The organism is Hanstruepera ponticola, from assembly GCF_002940745.1.
GTDB classification, from domain to species: Bacteria; Bacteroidota; Bacteroidia; order Flavobacteriales; family Flavobacteriaceae; genus Hanstruepera; species Hanstruepera ponticola.
The window spans coordinates 162,754-177,376 of sequence record NZ_POTB01000001.1; the positions used below are offsets into that span (position 1 = coordinate 162,754).

15 protein-coding genes are annotated in these 14,623 nt (G+C 34.1%); 10 read left to right on the forward strand and 5 right to left on the reverse strand.

Features of this window, described 5'->3' with window-relative positions; translation table 11 throughout:
- Positions 1 to 214 precede the first annotated feature (214 nt).
- Complete coding sequence (locus C1S72_RS00745; protein WP_104735737.1) at positions 215 to 406, forward strand: cold-shock protein; 192 nt, start codon at positions 215 to 217, stop codon at positions 404 to 406.
- 166 nt (positions 407 to 572) lie between these two features.
- Positions 573 to 1,256 carry a hypothetical protein gene (locus C1S72_RS00750; protein WP_104733771.1) on the forward strand — a complete coding sequence of 228 codons (684 nt, stop codon included), beginning with the start codon at positions 573 to 575 and terminating at the stop codon, positions 1,254 to 1,256.
- Between the two features lie 38 nt (positions 1,257 to 1,294).
- Here the strand turns inward: C1S72_RS00750 and C1S72_RS00755 are convergent, their stop codons facing one another.
- Positions 1,295 to 2,038, reverse strand: a complete 744-nt coding sequence (locus C1S72_RS00755; protein WP_104733772.1) for an arylesterase — start codon at positions 2,036 to 2,038, stop codon at positions 1,295 to 1,297.
- Positions 2,039 to 2,064: 26 nt separating this feature from the next.
- On the opposite strand from C1S72_RS00755, the gene C1S72_RS00760 reads away from it, so the two are divergent.
- From C1S72_RS00760 to C1S72_RS00775, 4 genes are all read left to right on the forward strand, one after another.
- Complete coding sequence (locus C1S72_RS00760; RefSeq protein WP_104733773.1) at positions 2,065 to 2,754, forward strand: ABC transporter ATP-binding protein; 690 nt, start codon at positions 2,065 to 2,067, stop codon at positions 2,752 to 2,754.
- A 47-nt stretch (positions 2,755 to 2,801) separates the two neighbouring features.
- On the forward strand, positions 2,802 to 5,294 hold the full coding sequence (locus C1S72_RS00765; protein ID WP_104735738.1) for an ABC transporter permease: 2,493 nt from the start codon (positions 2,802 to 2,804) through the stop codon (positions 5,292 to 5,294).
- Between the two features lie 161 nt (positions 5,295 to 5,455).
- Positions 5,456 to 6,508 (forward strand): serine hydrolase domain-containing protein, encoded by a 1,053-nt coding sequence (locus C1S72_RS00770; protein WP_104733774.1) that lies wholly within the window; start codon positions 5,456 to 5,458, stop codon positions 6,506 to 6,508.
- 51 nt (positions 6,509 to 6,559) lie between these two features.
- A complete protein-coding gene (locus C1S72_RS00775) occupies positions 6,560 to 7,279 on the forward strand; it encodes an NAD(P)-dependent oxidoreductase (RefSeq protein WP_104733775.1) in 720 nt (239 codons plus the stop codon).
- Here C1S72_RS00775 and C1S72_RS14580 read toward each other — a convergent pair.
- Positions 7,267 to 7,440: a hypothetical protein gene (locus C1S72_RS14580; RefSeq protein ID WP_449404762.1), complete on the reverse strand. Its 174-nt coding sequence runs from the start codon at positions 7,438 to 7,440 to the stop codon at positions 7,267 to 7,269. The two genes, C1S72_RS00775 and C1S72_RS14580, sit on opposite strands and share 13 nt — an antisense overlap.
- Before the next feature lie 171 nt (positions 7,441 to 7,611).
- On the opposite strand from C1S72_RS14580, the gene C1S72_RS00780 reads away from it, so the two are divergent.
- Complete coding sequence (locus C1S72_RS00780; RefSeq protein WP_104733776.1) at positions 7,612 to 8,040, forward strand: organic hydroperoxide resistance protein; 429 nt, start codon at positions 7,612 to 7,614, stop codon at positions 8,038 to 8,040.
- A gap of 194 nt (positions 8,041 to 8,234) precedes the next feature.
- Positions 8,235 to 8,858 (forward strand): hypothetical protein, encoded by a 624-nt coding sequence (locus tag C1S72_RS00785; protein WP_104733777.1) that lies wholly within the window; start codon positions 8,235 to 8,237, stop codon positions 8,856 to 8,858.
- 2 nt (positions 8,859 to 8,860) lie between these two features.
- On the opposite strand, the gene C1S72_RS00790 is transcribed toward C1S72_RS00785, so the two are convergent.
- Positions 8,861 to 10,339: a DNA cytosine methyltransferase gene (locus C1S72_RS00790; RefSeq protein WP_104733778.1), complete on the reverse strand. Its 1,479-nt coding sequence runs from the start codon at positions 10,337 to 10,339 to the stop codon at positions 8,861 to 8,863.
- Positions 10,340 to 10,443: 104 nt separating this feature from the next.
- On the opposite strand from C1S72_RS00790, the gene C1S72_RS00795 reads away from it, so the two are divergent.
- Positions 10,444 to 11,169, forward strand: coding sequence for a PmeII family type II restriction endonuclease (locus C1S72_RS00795; RefSeq protein ID WP_104733779.1), 726 nt, complete (start codon positions 10,444 to 10,446; stop codon positions 11,167 to 11,169).
- A gap of 3 nt (positions 11,170 to 11,172) precedes the next feature.
- Here the strand turns inward: C1S72_RS00795 and C1S72_RS00800 are convergent, their stop codons facing one another.
- Positions 11,173 to 12,039, reverse strand: a complete 867-nt coding sequence (locus C1S72_RS00800) for a hypothetical protein (protein ID WP_104733780.1) — start codon at positions 12,037 to 12,039, stop codon at positions 11,173 to 11,175.
- The gene (locus C1S72_RS00805; RefSeq protein ID WP_104733781.1) at positions 12,036 to 13,031 is read right to left on the reverse strand and encodes a ParB/RepB/Spo0J family partition protein; all 996 of its coding nucleotides are present in this window, start codon (positions 13,029 to 13,031) and stop codon (positions 12,036 to 12,038) included. The genes C1S72_RS00800 and C1S72_RS00805 overlap by 4 nt, the downstream gene beginning before the upstream one ends.
- A gap of 550 nt (positions 13,032 to 13,581) precedes the next feature.
- Here C1S72_RS00805 and C1S72_RS00810 point away from each other — a divergent pair.
- Complete coding sequence (locus C1S72_RS00810) at positions 13,582 to 14,376, forward strand: hypothetical protein (protein WP_104733782.1); 795 nt, start codon at positions 13,582 to 13,584, stop codon at positions 14,374 to 14,376.
- Positions 14,377 to 14,623 lie beyond the last annotated feature (247 nt).

Here is a 14,623-nt window from a genome sequence, read left to right on the forward strand (position 1 = left end):
TCTTCAAGACTTTAAAAGTCACAGTCTTTTGACTTTAATACATAAAGGACACCTTATCCCACACTTAAAATACTGAATGTCATTTTGCTATTAAAAAATCAATAGTGCATTACGTAAATAAGCTCAATGAAGCAATTCAGTATAAATATTTACAATCAATATTATGATAAAAACATTAATAAATAAGTTAATAAAAACTAATAAAACAACAATTATGAAAGAAGGTACCGTAAAATTTTTTAACCATGCCAAAGGATTTGGGTTTATTACCGTTACAGACACCGAAGAAGAGGTATTTGTACATTCATCAAACCTTATTGACCAAATACAGGAAGCTGACCAAGTCAGATTTAATGTAGAAAAAGGTGATAAAGGCCTTATGGCAGTTCAAGTGCGTAAAGCATAAACAACTCATATATAATGTAAGTAAACCATCTGTGAAAACAGATGGTTTTTTTATTGATACGACAATATTAAAAATGAACGGCAGCCATCATTTGTAATAAATAAATAATTCTTTCAGGAGTTTTTGGCTTCAAGTTGTTATATAGCTATAAACCAAAAACACTAATATGAAAAAATTACTTTTACTACTTTTAGCAGTAGCAGTATGCAATTGTTCCAATGATGATTCGTTAATCGTAAACCAACAAGAACCTGAAGATCTTACCATATATAATCCGGACTTAACCATTGTAGAGAATCTAGACAATGGGGTAGCGGTATTGGATATTACGGGCGAGCTGGGCGTAGAAGCCTTATACGGTATTGAATATGGAGGTGGATATATTTTCCATGTCAACGAAACAGATGGCAAACTGATGGTAGCCACCGACTATTCTACTATAGGGCAAACTTCTTGGGGCGATCATTTTGATTTAACCAATAGTGTCGAAATAGGAGCTGGGCTTGACAATACACAGCAAATTGTTGATGGTAACCTAGCCGATAACAGTAATGTACCTAACGGTCTTGAGTTTGGTAACGACGATTATGCCTTTAAAATCGTCTGGGACTTGGAATACGCTGGATATGACGATTGGTTTGTACCTAGCAAGGATTCTATGGAAGCTATTTTTGATAACGTACACATGCAGGGTATGGGTAATTTTGATGAAACACAATTCTACTGGACTTCTACTAAAGAAGGGTATCAACCTTATGTGATGACCTTTAATCCTAACACCTTTAATGGTGATTGCTTTTTAGGTACTTGCTTTGCAAGTAATGCTGTGGTGATCGTAAGACAATTTTAAATAAGCTAATTAAATGAGTCGTTCTATTTTGGGGCGACTCAATTAATTACCGGTTCCAAAACGTCCCATACTGTCTGTGCTACAATTTTATGTCCTGCAACAGTAGGGTGAATACCATCACTTTGATTTAATTCCGCAATGCCGCCAACATCCTTGAGGATAAATGGTATGAATTCTAAACTGTTCTTTTGTGCTAAATCAGCATAAATAGACCTAAATTCAGACGTGTAATCTTGTCCCATATTTGGAGGCAACTCCATTCCAGCTAAAATAATAGTAGTTTCTGGGTTTTTAGCCTGCACGGCATTAATAATAGCTTGTAAATTGGCTCTAGTTTCTGATAGAGGTACACCACGTAAACCATCATTACCGCCTAATTCCAAAATAAATACAGCAATATCTTGATTGAGTACCCAATTAATGCGGCTTCTACCACTAGCTGTCGTTTCGCCACTTAATCCCGAATTGACCACATCATACGCTAAACCCAATGAATCAATTTTTGCTTGCAGTAAAGCAGGATAAGCATCTTGACTATCATCCAGTCCATATCCAGCTGTGATACTATCTCCAAAGCAAAGAATAGTCTTTTTTGAACGCTCAACTATATCGGTCGTATTGGTTTCTGTGGTTGCGTCTTGAGTATCCGTTTCTTTTGAATTGTTTGAGTTCCCACAAGAAATCAAAGTCAAGACTATCAGAAAATAACAAAACTTTATGAATTTCCATTCCATAATGCTAGGTGCTTTCAAAAAGGATTGTATATTTTTAGGGCTGTACATACGTTGTAGAATAAATTAAGATTTACATGTCAAAGATATTAAAGATTAATGGGTTAGAAAAGACATATGAAAGTGGCTCTAAAAAACTTACCGTTTTAAAAAATATATCATTTGAAGTAGCGAAAGGGCAAACCTTTTCCATTGTCGGACCATCGGGTAGTGGAAAAACAACTTTGTTGGGGCTATGCGCTGGTTTAGATAAGCCCGATGCTGGTACTGTTGAATTATGTGGCCATGATTTAAGTGCGTTGAATGAAGATGAACGTGCCCAATTACGTAACAAAGAAGTTGGCTTTATATTTCAAAACTTTCAATTACTACCAACGCTTACGGCTCTTGAAAATGTGAGTGTACCATTAGAACTTCAAGGCTCCAACAATGCAGCCGAAGTAGCCAAAACCTTATTAGAAAAAGTGGGTTTATCAGATCGTATGCATCATTACCCATCGCAATTATCGGGTGGCGAACAACAACGGGTTGCTCTAGCACGTGCCTTTTCAAACACGCCTTCTATTTTATTTGCTGATGAACCTACAGGTAATTTAGACGATGAAACAGGAGAAAAGGTCATTCAATTATTGTTTGAGCTTAATAAAGAAGCTGGTACGACATTAGTGATTATTTCGCACGATTTAGACCTTGCCAACAGAACCCAACAAATATTAAAGCTAAAAGGTGGGCAAATTGTCACCAACCAAACCACTGCAACATTTTGAGTAAAGCACAATTCCAATCTAAAAGCAAAACATCCTGGCTTTTTAAAATGGCATGGCGTGATGCCAAAGCCAGCAAAGTGAGGCTGCTATTATTTATGGCATCTATTATTTTAGGAATTGCTGCAGTTGTTTCGATTCAATTGTTTAGTGAGAATTTAAAGGATAATATCCAGAGACAATCCAAAGTTTTAATGGGAGCCGACTTTATCATTGATAGTCGCGATGAGCCAACAGAACGCGCTCAAGCTATCATTGATTCTTTAAATCCAGATGCACGCGAAGTGAACTTTGTGTCCATGATCGCCTTTCCAAAAAACGGCGGTACCAAATTAGTGCGTGTTCGGGGCTTGGATGGCGATTTCCCCTTTTATGGTAAGTTAACCACCATACCCAGTTCGGCTGCTGCTAGTTATCAAGAACTAGGAGGTGCTTTAGTAGATGCCACACTCATGTTGCAATATAATATTAAAGCGGGTGATTCTATTAAAGTAGGGGAGATTACATTACCCATTACAGGTGCATTAAAGTCTATTCCAGGCAGTAACGCCATGTCGTCTTCGGTAGCGCCTCCGGTAGTTATACCTTATCGGTATGTTGCTAAAACAGAACTCCTGCAATTTGGAAGCCGTAAGGAATACCAGTTTTTTTATAAGGCACCTACTGCCGATTTAGATGCCTTGGAAAACCGTATTGAACCCATGTTGGACTTGGAAAAGGCCGATTTAGACACTCACACCAGCACAAGCAGACGTTTAGGGCGTCGGTATGATAATGTGGGTAAGTTCTTAAATCTGGTGGCATTTATTGCCTTACTATTGGGCTGCGTGGGTATTGCCAGCTCTGTAAACATTTACATTAAGGAAAAACTAAAAGCGGTTGCCGTGTTAAAATGCATGGGCGCCACACGCCGACAAAGTTTCTTAATATTTCTGATACAAATATCGGGAATTGGTATCATTGGCGGACTTATCGGAACGCTTATAGGTGTTGGTTTGCAGGAGCTTTTTCCGTATATCTTAAAAGATTTTTTACCCTTCGATGTCGAAATACATATTAGCATGCAACCCCTAATTATGGGTGTTTTACTGGGACTTTTTATGTCGGTATTATTTGCCTTATTGCCACTGATGCGCACCTGGTATGTGTCGCCATTGGAAGTACTGCGAATAGGTGGTGCGCCTATGGAAAAACCTAAAAAAGCACGCCTAATTATCTTATTAATCATTATCACATCGCTATATGCCTTTTCATTTTGGTTGCTTAAGGACTGGCAGTATGCAGCTGCGTTTGTTATAGGTGTTTTGGTAACCTTTGCTATTTTGGCAGCTGTTGCGGTGCTATGTATGAAAATCGTAAAAGCCTTATTTCCTAAATGGGCAGATTTTACAGTGAGGCAAAGCTTGTTAAACTTATTCCGCCCCAATAATCAGACATTAGTTTTAATCGTTGCCATTGGATTAGGAACGTTTTTAATAAGCACCTTATACTTTACCAAGGACATCCTACTATCAAAAACCAGTGTTGGCGCCAGTACTGAAAATGCCAATCTCATAGCACTCGATGTGCAAAGCGCACAACTTACTGAAACCATGACAACCTTTACGGACAATGATTTACAGATATTAGATAATATCCCACTGGTAACCATGCGCATGCACAATATCAAAGGGCGTACCATTAATGCTATCCTGCAAGATAGTACCCGCAGTATAAGAGGATGGCTTTTAAATCATGAATTTAGAACCACCTATCGTGAAAATCTCATCGCATCAGAGGAACTAACACAAGGGAACTGGATATCTAATCACACCACTAAAGACCCTATACCAATATCCATTTCTGATAATCTGGCGCAAGACGGCAAATTGGCCATTGGTGACCGGGTTGTTTTTAATGTACAAGGTGTCCTTATGGAAACCGTTGTGGGCAGTATCAGGAAGGTTGATTGGGGACAAATGCAACTTAATTTCTCCATTGTATTTCCAAAAGGCGTGTTGGAACAGGCGCCACAGTTTAATGTTTTAACTACCTATGTGCCGGATGAAGCACGCTCGGCTAAATTACAAAGTGAATTGGTAGCCAAGTTTCCAAATGTATCTATTATCGATTTAAGGCAAGTGTATACCATTATTGAAGATATATTGCAAAAAGTAACATGGATTATCAATTTTATGGCCTTCTTCAGCATAATTACAGGTATAATTGTACTAATTGGTTCTGTGCGTAATAGCAAGTACCAGCGTGTTAAAGAAAGTGTATTGTTAAGAACACTTGGGGCTAAAAACAAGCAGATATTACGCATATCGGCATTAGAGTATTTGTTTTTAGGGCTTTTAGGGAGTTTGGTAGGTGTACTTTTAGCGCTAGTCAGTAGTTTGCTATTAGCTATCCTGGTTTTTAAAGAACCCTTTGTACCATCAGCCGTGCCGTTTTTGGTGTTCTTACCGGGTATTTCACTATTGGTATTAGCTATTGGTTTAAGTAATATTCAAGGGGTGTTACGGAGTTCGCCTTTAGAGGTATTGCGTCGTGAGGTTTAAACAATAAGAGTTTATCAATCAATGGATTGTAGCATATCCTCTCAAAAATCAATTCATCCATAAAATACTACAGTTCGGTTAACTTCCATGTATAGGTATGGCTTTCTCCAATATATTTGTACCATAAACTAACACCAACCAATAGACGTATATTAAGAGATATGAAAAAGTCTACGCAAAAAACAAGTAAGGGCAAACAACTATTTAGAATCGTATTACTGGTAGGTACGGTTATATCCATATGGTTTGTGCCATGGATTATAGTCAAAGCCTGGATAGTACCACTGCCAGATACCGTTCAGGAGCAAGTGGACCAAACATTAACCTATGGTTTTGATGGCGTTATTGTTTATGTGGATCAAGCTGGTAAACCACCAGCCTTTTATACAGCAGGCTATCATAACCGCGAACAACAACTACCTGCCAAGCCTGATGCCTTATTCAAAATTGCCAGCATCAGCAAGTTATATACTGCCGTATCTATCACAAAATTAGTAGGCGATAAGCAATTGTCTTTAGATGAAACGTTAGCAGATTATTTTCCAGAGCTTGTAGGTAGAATTGAAAACGCAGAAACCATTACCTTAAAAATGATGGTTCAACACCGATCTGGCATACCCAATTTCACTGATAATCCTGCTTATTGGGAAGACGAACAAACCAATAGTAAAACAGCACTCGATTTTGCTCTCGATCTTCCAGCTAGTTTTGAACCCGATGAAGGTTATGAATATTCAAACACCAATTATTTATTGCTTCGGGAGATTATTAAAAAGGTAACAGGCCATAGTCACGAACAGTTTATAAAAGAGCGCATACTAATACCGCTTGAATTGCATAACACCTTCTTTTCGCTTAATGAAGTGAATTTAGATGATGTTATGAGTGGGTATTACGTTGGGTATGATGAAGATTTTAAGGGGAATGAATACGGCATGATAGCAACAGCTGAAGATGTGGCTATATTTTTACGAGCCTTAAACGACGGTTCTGTATTTGATGCCGGCGAACAGGAAATCTATCCTTACGAGTACAACCATGGTGGTCTGGTACCAGGCCATCAAAGTATGGCAGAATACCATAAAGATATTGATGCCGTGGTTATTCAGTTTATGAATACCACCGATTTTGAAGGTTACCAATATAATTTACTGGAAATAACCCATAACCGTGTTGTTAAAATCTTACGCAAAGCTACGAATCAGTCATTGTAACATTTGTTGTACTACGGCGTCTTTTAAGTATCACAATCAATCAAAATAATCATGACCGTTTTAGTAGTAGGTGCCAGTGGGGCAACCGGAAGTAAATTAGTTGAACAACTACTTGTTCAAAACCAAAATGTAAAAGTCATTGTAAGGTCTCCTGAAAAGGTGCCCGATGCTTGGAAAACTAATGACAATCTCCAAATAATTGCTGCAAGCGTATTAGAATTAACCGATACCGAAATGCGCAATATTGTTCACGATTGTCAGGCTGTAGCATCTTGCCTTGGGCATAACCTGACGTTTAAAGGCGTGTACGGTCATCCAAGGCGATTGGTTACAGATGCAACACGCAGATTATGCCAAGCAATAGTGTCTAATAACCCACAGCAACCTGTAAAGTATGTACTAATGAATACTACAGGGAATCGTAATCGGGATTTAAACGAACCCATTTCGTTTGCTCAAAAGTGTGTTATAGGATTGTTGCGTTTACTATTACCACCACATGTAGATAATGAAAAAGCAGCAGACTATTTAAGAACACAAATAGGGCAGGACCATCAAACAATTGAATGGGTTGCCGTAAGACCAGATGGTTTGATTAACGAAGACACTGTAACCGACTATGAGATTCACGCCTCACCAACACGAAGTGCTATTTTTAATGCGGGTAAAGTAAGCCGTATTAATGTGGGGCATTTTATGGCAAGTCTTATTACTAACGAAAACCTTTGGAGTAAATGGAAAGGGCAGATGCCTGTTATCTATAGTAAGTAATATTCAAATAGCGTGTCTGAATCAAGGTATAGCACTAAATAAACAAAGGGAATTAAAAGATTTTTTACACCTTCAATTCCCTTTGGTATCTTAATTCCTTCAGTTGGCATTATCCATCGAAGTTCAATGGGTTTGTTTTCAGCTGTATAATACTTTAGCACCCCAATTAAGATTCAACTAATATAGGAAATATAATTGACAATTCAAAGTCTTTAGGGCTCTTTTTTAGGTCTTTTACGCCCCATTTGTATTTTAAGAGAAATTTATGAGAAATCACTTTACTGATGATGTGTGGGATAGTATCTTTATGATTCATTCTAAAAAAAGAAAACATGAAAACATTATATGAAGCTACCACCGAAGCTGTTGGTGGCAGAGCAGGCTATGTAAAATCAGAGAACAGTCCTATAGACTTTAATTTATCAGTACCTAAATCTATGGGAGGTGCTGGTGGTGATGGTGCCAACCCGGAACAATTATTTGGTGCGGCCTATGCGGCCTGTTTTGGTGGTGCTATACAAGCTATTGCCAAGCAACAAGGTCTGGATATTGATGACAAGACTTTAAGCGTAACCGCTGTTATTGGCTTTTGTAAGGATGATGATGGGTTTTGCCTAGAAGCTACGCTAGATTGCTATATTCCAGGTGTTGATCTGGAGACTGGCGAGCAATTGGTTGAAAGCGCTCATGAAATCTGTCCGTTTAGTAAGGCTACACGCGATAATATTACGGTGACCTTAAACTTGTTGTTGGATGAGTAGGGTTTTTTAACACCTTTACAATATAATGGTGTCTAAATTTTAGGTTTGGGCACCTTTTTTTATGCTTTTTTGTTAGGGGTTTAATCAAATACTGAAACTGTATTATAACGTTCTACGTGATGATAGGAGAGTAGTGGAATGTGTGTGGAATGGAATTAAAAAGAATGCTATAAATTTGTATAAAAATTAGATTTATGAAAACAAAATATGGTGTTTTTATTATTGAGTCTTTATCTGAAAAAGATGGAGATTATTTTGATGGCGAATTACTTGAAGAAATTTTAGAGTTATCAAACATTCCTGTAATTTATTTAAGTATTGAAAACAAAGATGATTTAAAGATAGCAATAGATAAATTTGCTGAAAGTGAATTTAGATATTTGCACTTTTCATTTCATGCAAATATGGATGGAATTGAATTGACAAAAGAATTTATTCTTAATAACGAGTTTAATGAAATTATTGGTAAAACTATAAATAGGAAAAGAGTGTTTTTATCTGCATGCAAAGGAAGTAATCGCAATTTAGCTTCAAAATTAATAACTAGTGGAGCATTTTCATTAATCGGAACACCAATAAATATAAGTTTTGTTAAAGTTGCATTATTTTGGCCAGCTTTCTTTCATGCAATAAATGAATTAGATAAACATAGTATGAAAAGAACAGAAATTAATACTATTTTAAAAGCTTGCTCAAAATTATTTAATACTCCAATCAATTTCTATTCTTTTATTAAAAATGAAAAAAATTTTATGAAAAGAAGTAAAATAAGAGATGGTCTTATTAAATCAACACATAAATTAAAAATATATAATTGAAATTATTTAAATACTCCAGTTTTCACTATTGATTCACAAAGATTATCAATAACTGGAACAGAAACACTATTACCTACTAGCTTCATCCATTTAGTTCTTTTTTCAGGAAGAACAAATTCACTTTTAAAACCTTGAATAATTAGAGCCTCTTTTTTACTTATTTTTCTATAATTATTAGGTGCTATAACATTATTCATAAATGTATTTTTGAATTCCATAGGATTCGATGCAGAAATATTTATTGTAGAAATATAATCATTTGTATCACTTGCAACTAAGGTTGAGAAAATATCAGAATTAGGTAAGTATATTCTATTAATACCATTGATACCAGAACTAATTTTAGAATTAACAAAATCATATCTAACTTCAATTAGAGATAAATATTTTTTAGCTATTAATCTTTCAATTAGAGGTCTAAATTTAATTTTTTTCTTTTTTAATTCTTTACTTTTTTTGAGGTCGTTAAAAAATAATTTTTGTCCTTTAGAATGAGATAGTATTAGCTTTTCATTATTATCCAATTCTGAAAAATTTGAATTAATAATTTTATAAGCAAATCCAACTTCTTTAAGAATTTCTTTTGAGCATAATTTTTTTAATTCAGATTTTAATATTTTAGAATCTAATTTTTTGAAATGTGCTAATGATAAAGGGTTACCATCAAAAGGGCCATAAGTTTTTTTTCTTCGGTTTTTTAACAATAAATAACATATTTCTTTTTCGCGATTTGTGGTCTCTATTAAATCCCATGAATGTATAGTTGAGTGTCCATTTCTTATATCATTAAATAAAAAAAAATCATTTAGCTCATCATTCTTTTGGAACTTAGTTCTTGAAAAAGGGACATTATTGCCAAACAACACACTTGATTCAATCTTTTTCTTTTCGAAGTTCGGAATAGGTAAATCATTCAAATAATGAAATAACTTCTTCCCATTTAATATTTTTTCGGGCAACTGAAATTTATTTAAAAACTTTTTATTTCTAAAACCAACAATATAAACCCTAATTCGATTTTGAGGAACTCCATAGTCGTGAGAATTTATCAAAAAAGGTTTTGCATGATAACCAGCTTTTTTTATTCTCATTAAAATATATTCGAAAGCCAATTTATTTCTAGGGTCTTGTAAACCTTTTACATTTTCGAAAATAAAAGCTTTAGGCTTTGATTTGTTAAGTAAAAAAATTGTGTCATTCCAAAGTTGACCTCTATCATCTTCAAAGCCTAAATTATTACCAGCAATAGACCAACTTTGACAAGGAACACCAGCAGTTAAAAGGTCATGTTTTGGCAATTCATTTATTTCAGTTATATCGCCAAGATTATGATTTTTTTCTTTTCCAAAATTTTCATAGTAGTATTTAATCGCGTCAGAATCTATTTCACTAAAACCTAAACATTTTCCACCATGACGCTCAAGGCCGATTCTAAAACCACCTATTCCTGAAAATAAATCTATAAAAGTGAATTTTGACATTTTTTATTAATTCGACAAATATATATTTTAAAATATTGATATTTTAAAAATTGTGCAATAAAAGATATTGACTAAATTTGATTGAGTAAAAATATAAAATTATAATGATTGAAATTGGTGAAGTAGTAAGTTATGTAGAAGAAAATATTGGTACTTTTCATCAGAAAAGAATTGAAAGTTTGAATAAACTAAAGCTTAAAAATGTTCTTAAGCGAAAAAATCCATATCTATTTAAAGCCAAAAATGTTTTGACGTCAGGAGAAATAGTTTCTGGTATAGTTGATGCTCATGTATCTTCAAATGAAGAAACCATTTTTGGTGATTGGCTCGAAGGATTGGCAATATTTATAAATTCAAAAGTTTATGGTGGTTGGAAATCTGGGATTGAAGGAATTGATTTGGAATTTGATTTAGAAGGGAAAAGGTATTTAGTTGCAATAAAATCTGGTCCGAAGTGGTCAAATAGTACCTCTCTAAAAAAGTTAAAGGATTATTATAGGCAAGCATCAATGGCTTTACGCACAAGTAATAGTAATATTAATGTTGTTTCTATTAATGGATGCTGTTATGGAAAAGATAATAAACCTGATAAAGGAGAGTATTATAAATTTTGCGGACAAAGGTTTTGGGAGTTTATCTCAGGTAATGAAAATTTATATAAAGAAATTATTGAACCACTCGGTTATAAAGCGAAGGAACGAAATGATGAGTTTGTTGAATCTTATAATATTATGATTAATAAATTTACGAGAGAATTTAGCATTGAGTTTTGTAACGATGATGGCATTATCAATTGGGAAAAAATATTAGAATTAAATTCTAAAAAATAATTCTTATAAGAAGAAAGAGCCGTTATCCCTGTGTTTTTTACTTAATATTTCAATAATATCTTTTCTGATTTCTTCCTCCAAATCAAATTTATCTGGAAAAGGGTAGTACCAAACTGTCTTGCCTTTTATTTTATACTTTAACTGTATTTCGAACAGTAAATCTTTCCATGCTTGTTGCGTTTGGTCATTATCCTTAACATATAATCTTATGTTTTCTAATTTTTTCATTTTTAATGCTACTTGAATTTCTAATTCAGTTGCACTACTAAAATCTTCCGTAAGAATTCCAAAAAAGTATTCACAATCAACCATGCCATTCATTATTTCTAATTTTAATTCTTTTGGCGTTAGAACTTTACCTTTTTTATTCTTCTCTACAGCAAAAGGATAAATAGGCTGTTGATATTTCAAATTTATAACGTTCACTATTCTTTCCGCACTTTTTCGTTCATCAATTACTTGTTTTGATGATAGAAATACACTTAATTTTGGCATTATATATTTTACGTGCTTAACAACCGCAATAGGCAACTCTTCAACTTCAACAAACTTTAAAACGCCATTTTCTAGATAGCACACTTCAACTCTGTTTTTACTGCAATCTAATAATACGTTATGGTCTGGTATCTTAGGAAAAAATATGACGTTTTTTGCTGGCAGACTACGTATTTCCGTAGTTTGAGCTATTCTTTCGACTACTGAAGAATTTATTAATGCGGAGGTACGAGTATAAATTCCAATAAATTTTTCTTTACTCTTAAAAACAAAATTTGGTCGAAATTTAAAAAGGTATTCTAAGTCAATAACTTTCTCAAAACCCTTTGATTCATAAGTTTTTAGAAGCTTTTGTATTGAGTTTTCCATACTCATATTTCAAAACGCGACTTAATTAGTGTCTGTAACTTATCCAATCGCTTCGTAATTCTATTCCTTTCGGAACTTGTAATATTTGCTAAATTTAAGTTGTTTAATTCTTTAGTTAGGTTATCTGTTATTTTTGATAGTGATTCTACTTGAAAATACGTTTTGGCAGTTTTAAGATAAATTGATTCAGGTGTAGTATTTATGTTTTTTATGAATGTAATTATTTCTTCTTTTAACCGTTCAGAGTTAATCATGCCTTTATCTGAAGCTGATAGACTTTTGTTCAAAAATCTAAATTCTTTGTTATTAACAATAACGTTGTTAGCTTTTTTCTTAATACAAGAATCTATTATTTTTGCTATTGGATATTTGACTAATAATTCTGGCATTAACTTTTTTATTTGTCTAATAGGTCTATGCATTTCCAATAAAATATCTGGATCAGCACCTGGTTCCTGCTCATCTTCAATTTCTGATCTCAAAAACCTTTCAATAACATCTTGAGGATAATCTTGAAAAATTAAATAGCGATTAATTTTATAGTTTGATAGTGAGGTTTTCCTAATTAATTGTTCGCGATCTTCTTTACTTAAGCGCTTTGGATTCATTCCCATTTCGTTGATTATATCAATTAAAGTAATTGATATGGAAAACTGAGTCCAATCTTTTTGAACATGATGAATATGAAACATAAGTGATAAACTTTCTAATTTATCTGGTTCATTTAATAAAATTCTAGCAGGCAACTCTTTTAAATTAAGCTTATTACTAGCTCTAAACCTTCTTTCTCCATCTAGAATAACATACTCATCAGAATCTTTTTTTTTAAAAACAATTAGTGGATTTAAAATCCCTTTCTCAAGTATAGATGCTATTAGTTCATCTTCTTCTTCTTCAGAAAACCTTTGTCGAGGATTAAAGCGATTAGGCTCAATTTTAGAAATGGGTAAATATTGTATTTCTTCTTTATAATTAATTTTTTTTCCTTCTGTATCCATCTGATTTTGAATCTATTTTAAAGTAAAGTTAGTAATTCTTCTTACATAAATAAAAATTCTTTATATGTAGTTTATGACCTCATAAAATTTTGGCTAAAACAATAGGTGAGTGGAGCGTTAATATTTTAGGGATATAGCATTACATAATCTTAAGAGTTTCAATTTTAAATTGAATTTCAAAGCAGTCTTAAGCTGTTATAATGCTTCCTAAAATATAGTGTAACGAAACGTAATTGTTTCCAAAATTATATACTATTCTCAATATTGATTGAGTATCAATATTGAGAATACCTAACTTGAATTTTTGTTTCTTTTGTTTCAAGACAAAAGATAATGAAACTTTAAAAGAAACCTTCAATAAAAAGACTTCATATAACAAGTGTATAGAAAATTACTCACGAGTTTTTAAAATTGATTAAGTATCAATTTTAAGATCTGCGAGTTGATGAGGCTGCGAAAATTTTATACTCTTGTGACAGACTCACGAGAATCTCATTTTTCAATTTCCCTAAAAATCCCTATATTTACTCTATAACCTACTTATAATCAAATGCCTAAACAAACAGGGTTCATAAAATTAAAGGGTACATTAAACGGGGTATGTTACTACGTTCTCAAAGGCGAGTACATTAAGCGTAGAGCAGCAGGTCCTTCAAAAAACCGCATCTACAACGATCCCGCATTCAAATCCGTCAAGGCAAACCTCCAAGAATTTGGTGGTGGGTCTAAATTGGCTAAAGCTATTGGCACAGGTCTGCAACAAAATGTAGCCGCTTTTAAAGATAGCTATATGACAAGTAGGTTATCAGGCTGTTGCCGCAAAATCATTCAAAAGGGGAGTGGAGAGCGAGGACAACGGGAGGCAAACCTCTTCAATCAGCCAGAATTACTAATAGGCTTTCAACTCAACAAAACAAAAATTTTCAACCAAATATACACCGCAAAACCCATAATAACAGGTAATTCAGCACGTTCAGTGGTAAACATCAGCATCCAAAAAAGCAGCAAACACCATCTCAAACAAGTACCAAAAACAGCAACACATTTCAGGCTAACTGCTGCCTTAAGCATCGTATCCAATTACCAATGGTCAGAAGCCGCACAGTGTTATCAGCCGCAATACCCAAATAGTGATGGTTTAGGTACAACCAGTCAATCCAGTCCATTAGTATGTAATATGGAGCATCAAAATATCAATTTACAGCTCATCAACCCCATAAACACCGGCACACCAACAAATACAGCCATCACAGTCTGGTTGGGCATCAACTACGGTAATCTGGTCGAAAATGAGTTTATACCCCTCAAAACCGCACAGGCTATGGAATGCGTCGCCATAGTTTAGCCATTTCAAATAAATACGAGCTATATCGTTTAACCATACCTTAAGGTAGGTTCACCCGTGTTTAAGCCATAGGAAAGCCATAGGTACTTCGGGTCAGCTTCAGGTAAATCTCGAGTCAGATAGAGGTGATACAAATACCAACCCAAATAGACTAATATAATTTACAACTAACGCCTATACCTGATTACGCACGTTCCTGTATTTTTATTTTTACTATTAAAAAGTATTTTGTTGCTTTGTTTCATAA

What these genes read in the sequence shown, in the direction of transcription:
- C1S72_RS00745 (WP_104735737.1), top strand. Translation starts at nt 215, where the DNA reads ATGAAAGAAGGTACCGTAAAATTTTTTAACCATGCCAAAGGATTTGGG.
- C1S72_RS00750 (WP_104733771.1), top strand. Translation starts at nt 573, where the DNA reads ATGAAAAAATTACTTTTACTACTTTTAGCAGTAGCAGTATGCAATTGT.
- C1S72_RS00755 (WP_104733772.1), bottom strand. Translation starts at nt 2,038, where the DNA reads ATGTACAGCCCTAAAAATATACAATCCTTTTTGAAAGCACCTAGCATT.
- C1S72_RS00760 (WP_104733773.1), top strand. Translation starts at nt 2,065, where the DNA reads ATGTCAAAGATATTAAAGATTAATGGGTTAGAAAAGACATATGAAAGT.
- C1S72_RS00765 (WP_104735738.1), top strand. Translation starts at nt 2,802, where the DNA reads ATGGCATGGCGTGATGCCAAAGCCAGCAAAGTGAGGCTGCTATTATTT.
- C1S72_RS00770 (WP_104733774.1), top strand. Translation starts at nt 5,456, where the DNA reads ATGAAAAAGTCTACGCAAAAAACAAGTAAGGGCAAACAACTATTTAGA.
- C1S72_RS00775 (WP_104733775.1), top strand. Translation starts at nt 6,560, where the DNA reads ATGACCGTTTTAGTAGTAGGTGCCAGTGGGGCAACCGGAAGTAAATTA.
- C1S72_RS00780 (WP_104733776.1), top strand. Translation starts at nt 7,612, where the DNA reads ATGAAAACATTATATGAAGCTACCACCGAAGCTGTTGGTGGCAGAGCA.
- C1S72_RS00785 (WP_104733777.1), top strand. Translation starts at nt 8,235, where the DNA reads ATGAAAACAAAATATGGTGTTTTTATTATTGAGTCTTTATCTGAAAAA.
- C1S72_RS00790 (WP_104733778.1), bottom strand. Translation starts at nt 10,339, where the DNA reads ATGTCAAAATTCACTTTTATAGATTTATTTTCAGGAATAGGTGGTTTT.
- C1S72_RS00795 (WP_104733779.1), top strand. Translation starts at nt 10,444, where the DNA reads ATGATTGAAATTGGTGAAGTAGTAAGTTATGTAGAAGAAAATATTGGT.
- C1S72_RS00800 (WP_104733780.1), bottom strand. Translation starts at nt 12,039, where the DNA reads ATGAGTATGGAAAACTCAATACAAAAGCTTCTAAAAACTTATGAATCA.
- C1S72_RS00805 (WP_104733781.1), bottom strand. Translation starts at nt 13,031, where the DNA reads ATGGATACAGAAGGAAAAAAAATTAATTATAAAGAAGAAATACAATAT.
- C1S72_RS00810 (WP_104733782.1), top strand. Translation starts at nt 13,582, where the DNA reads ATGCCTAAACAAACAGGGTTCATAAAATTAAAGGGTACATTAAACGGG.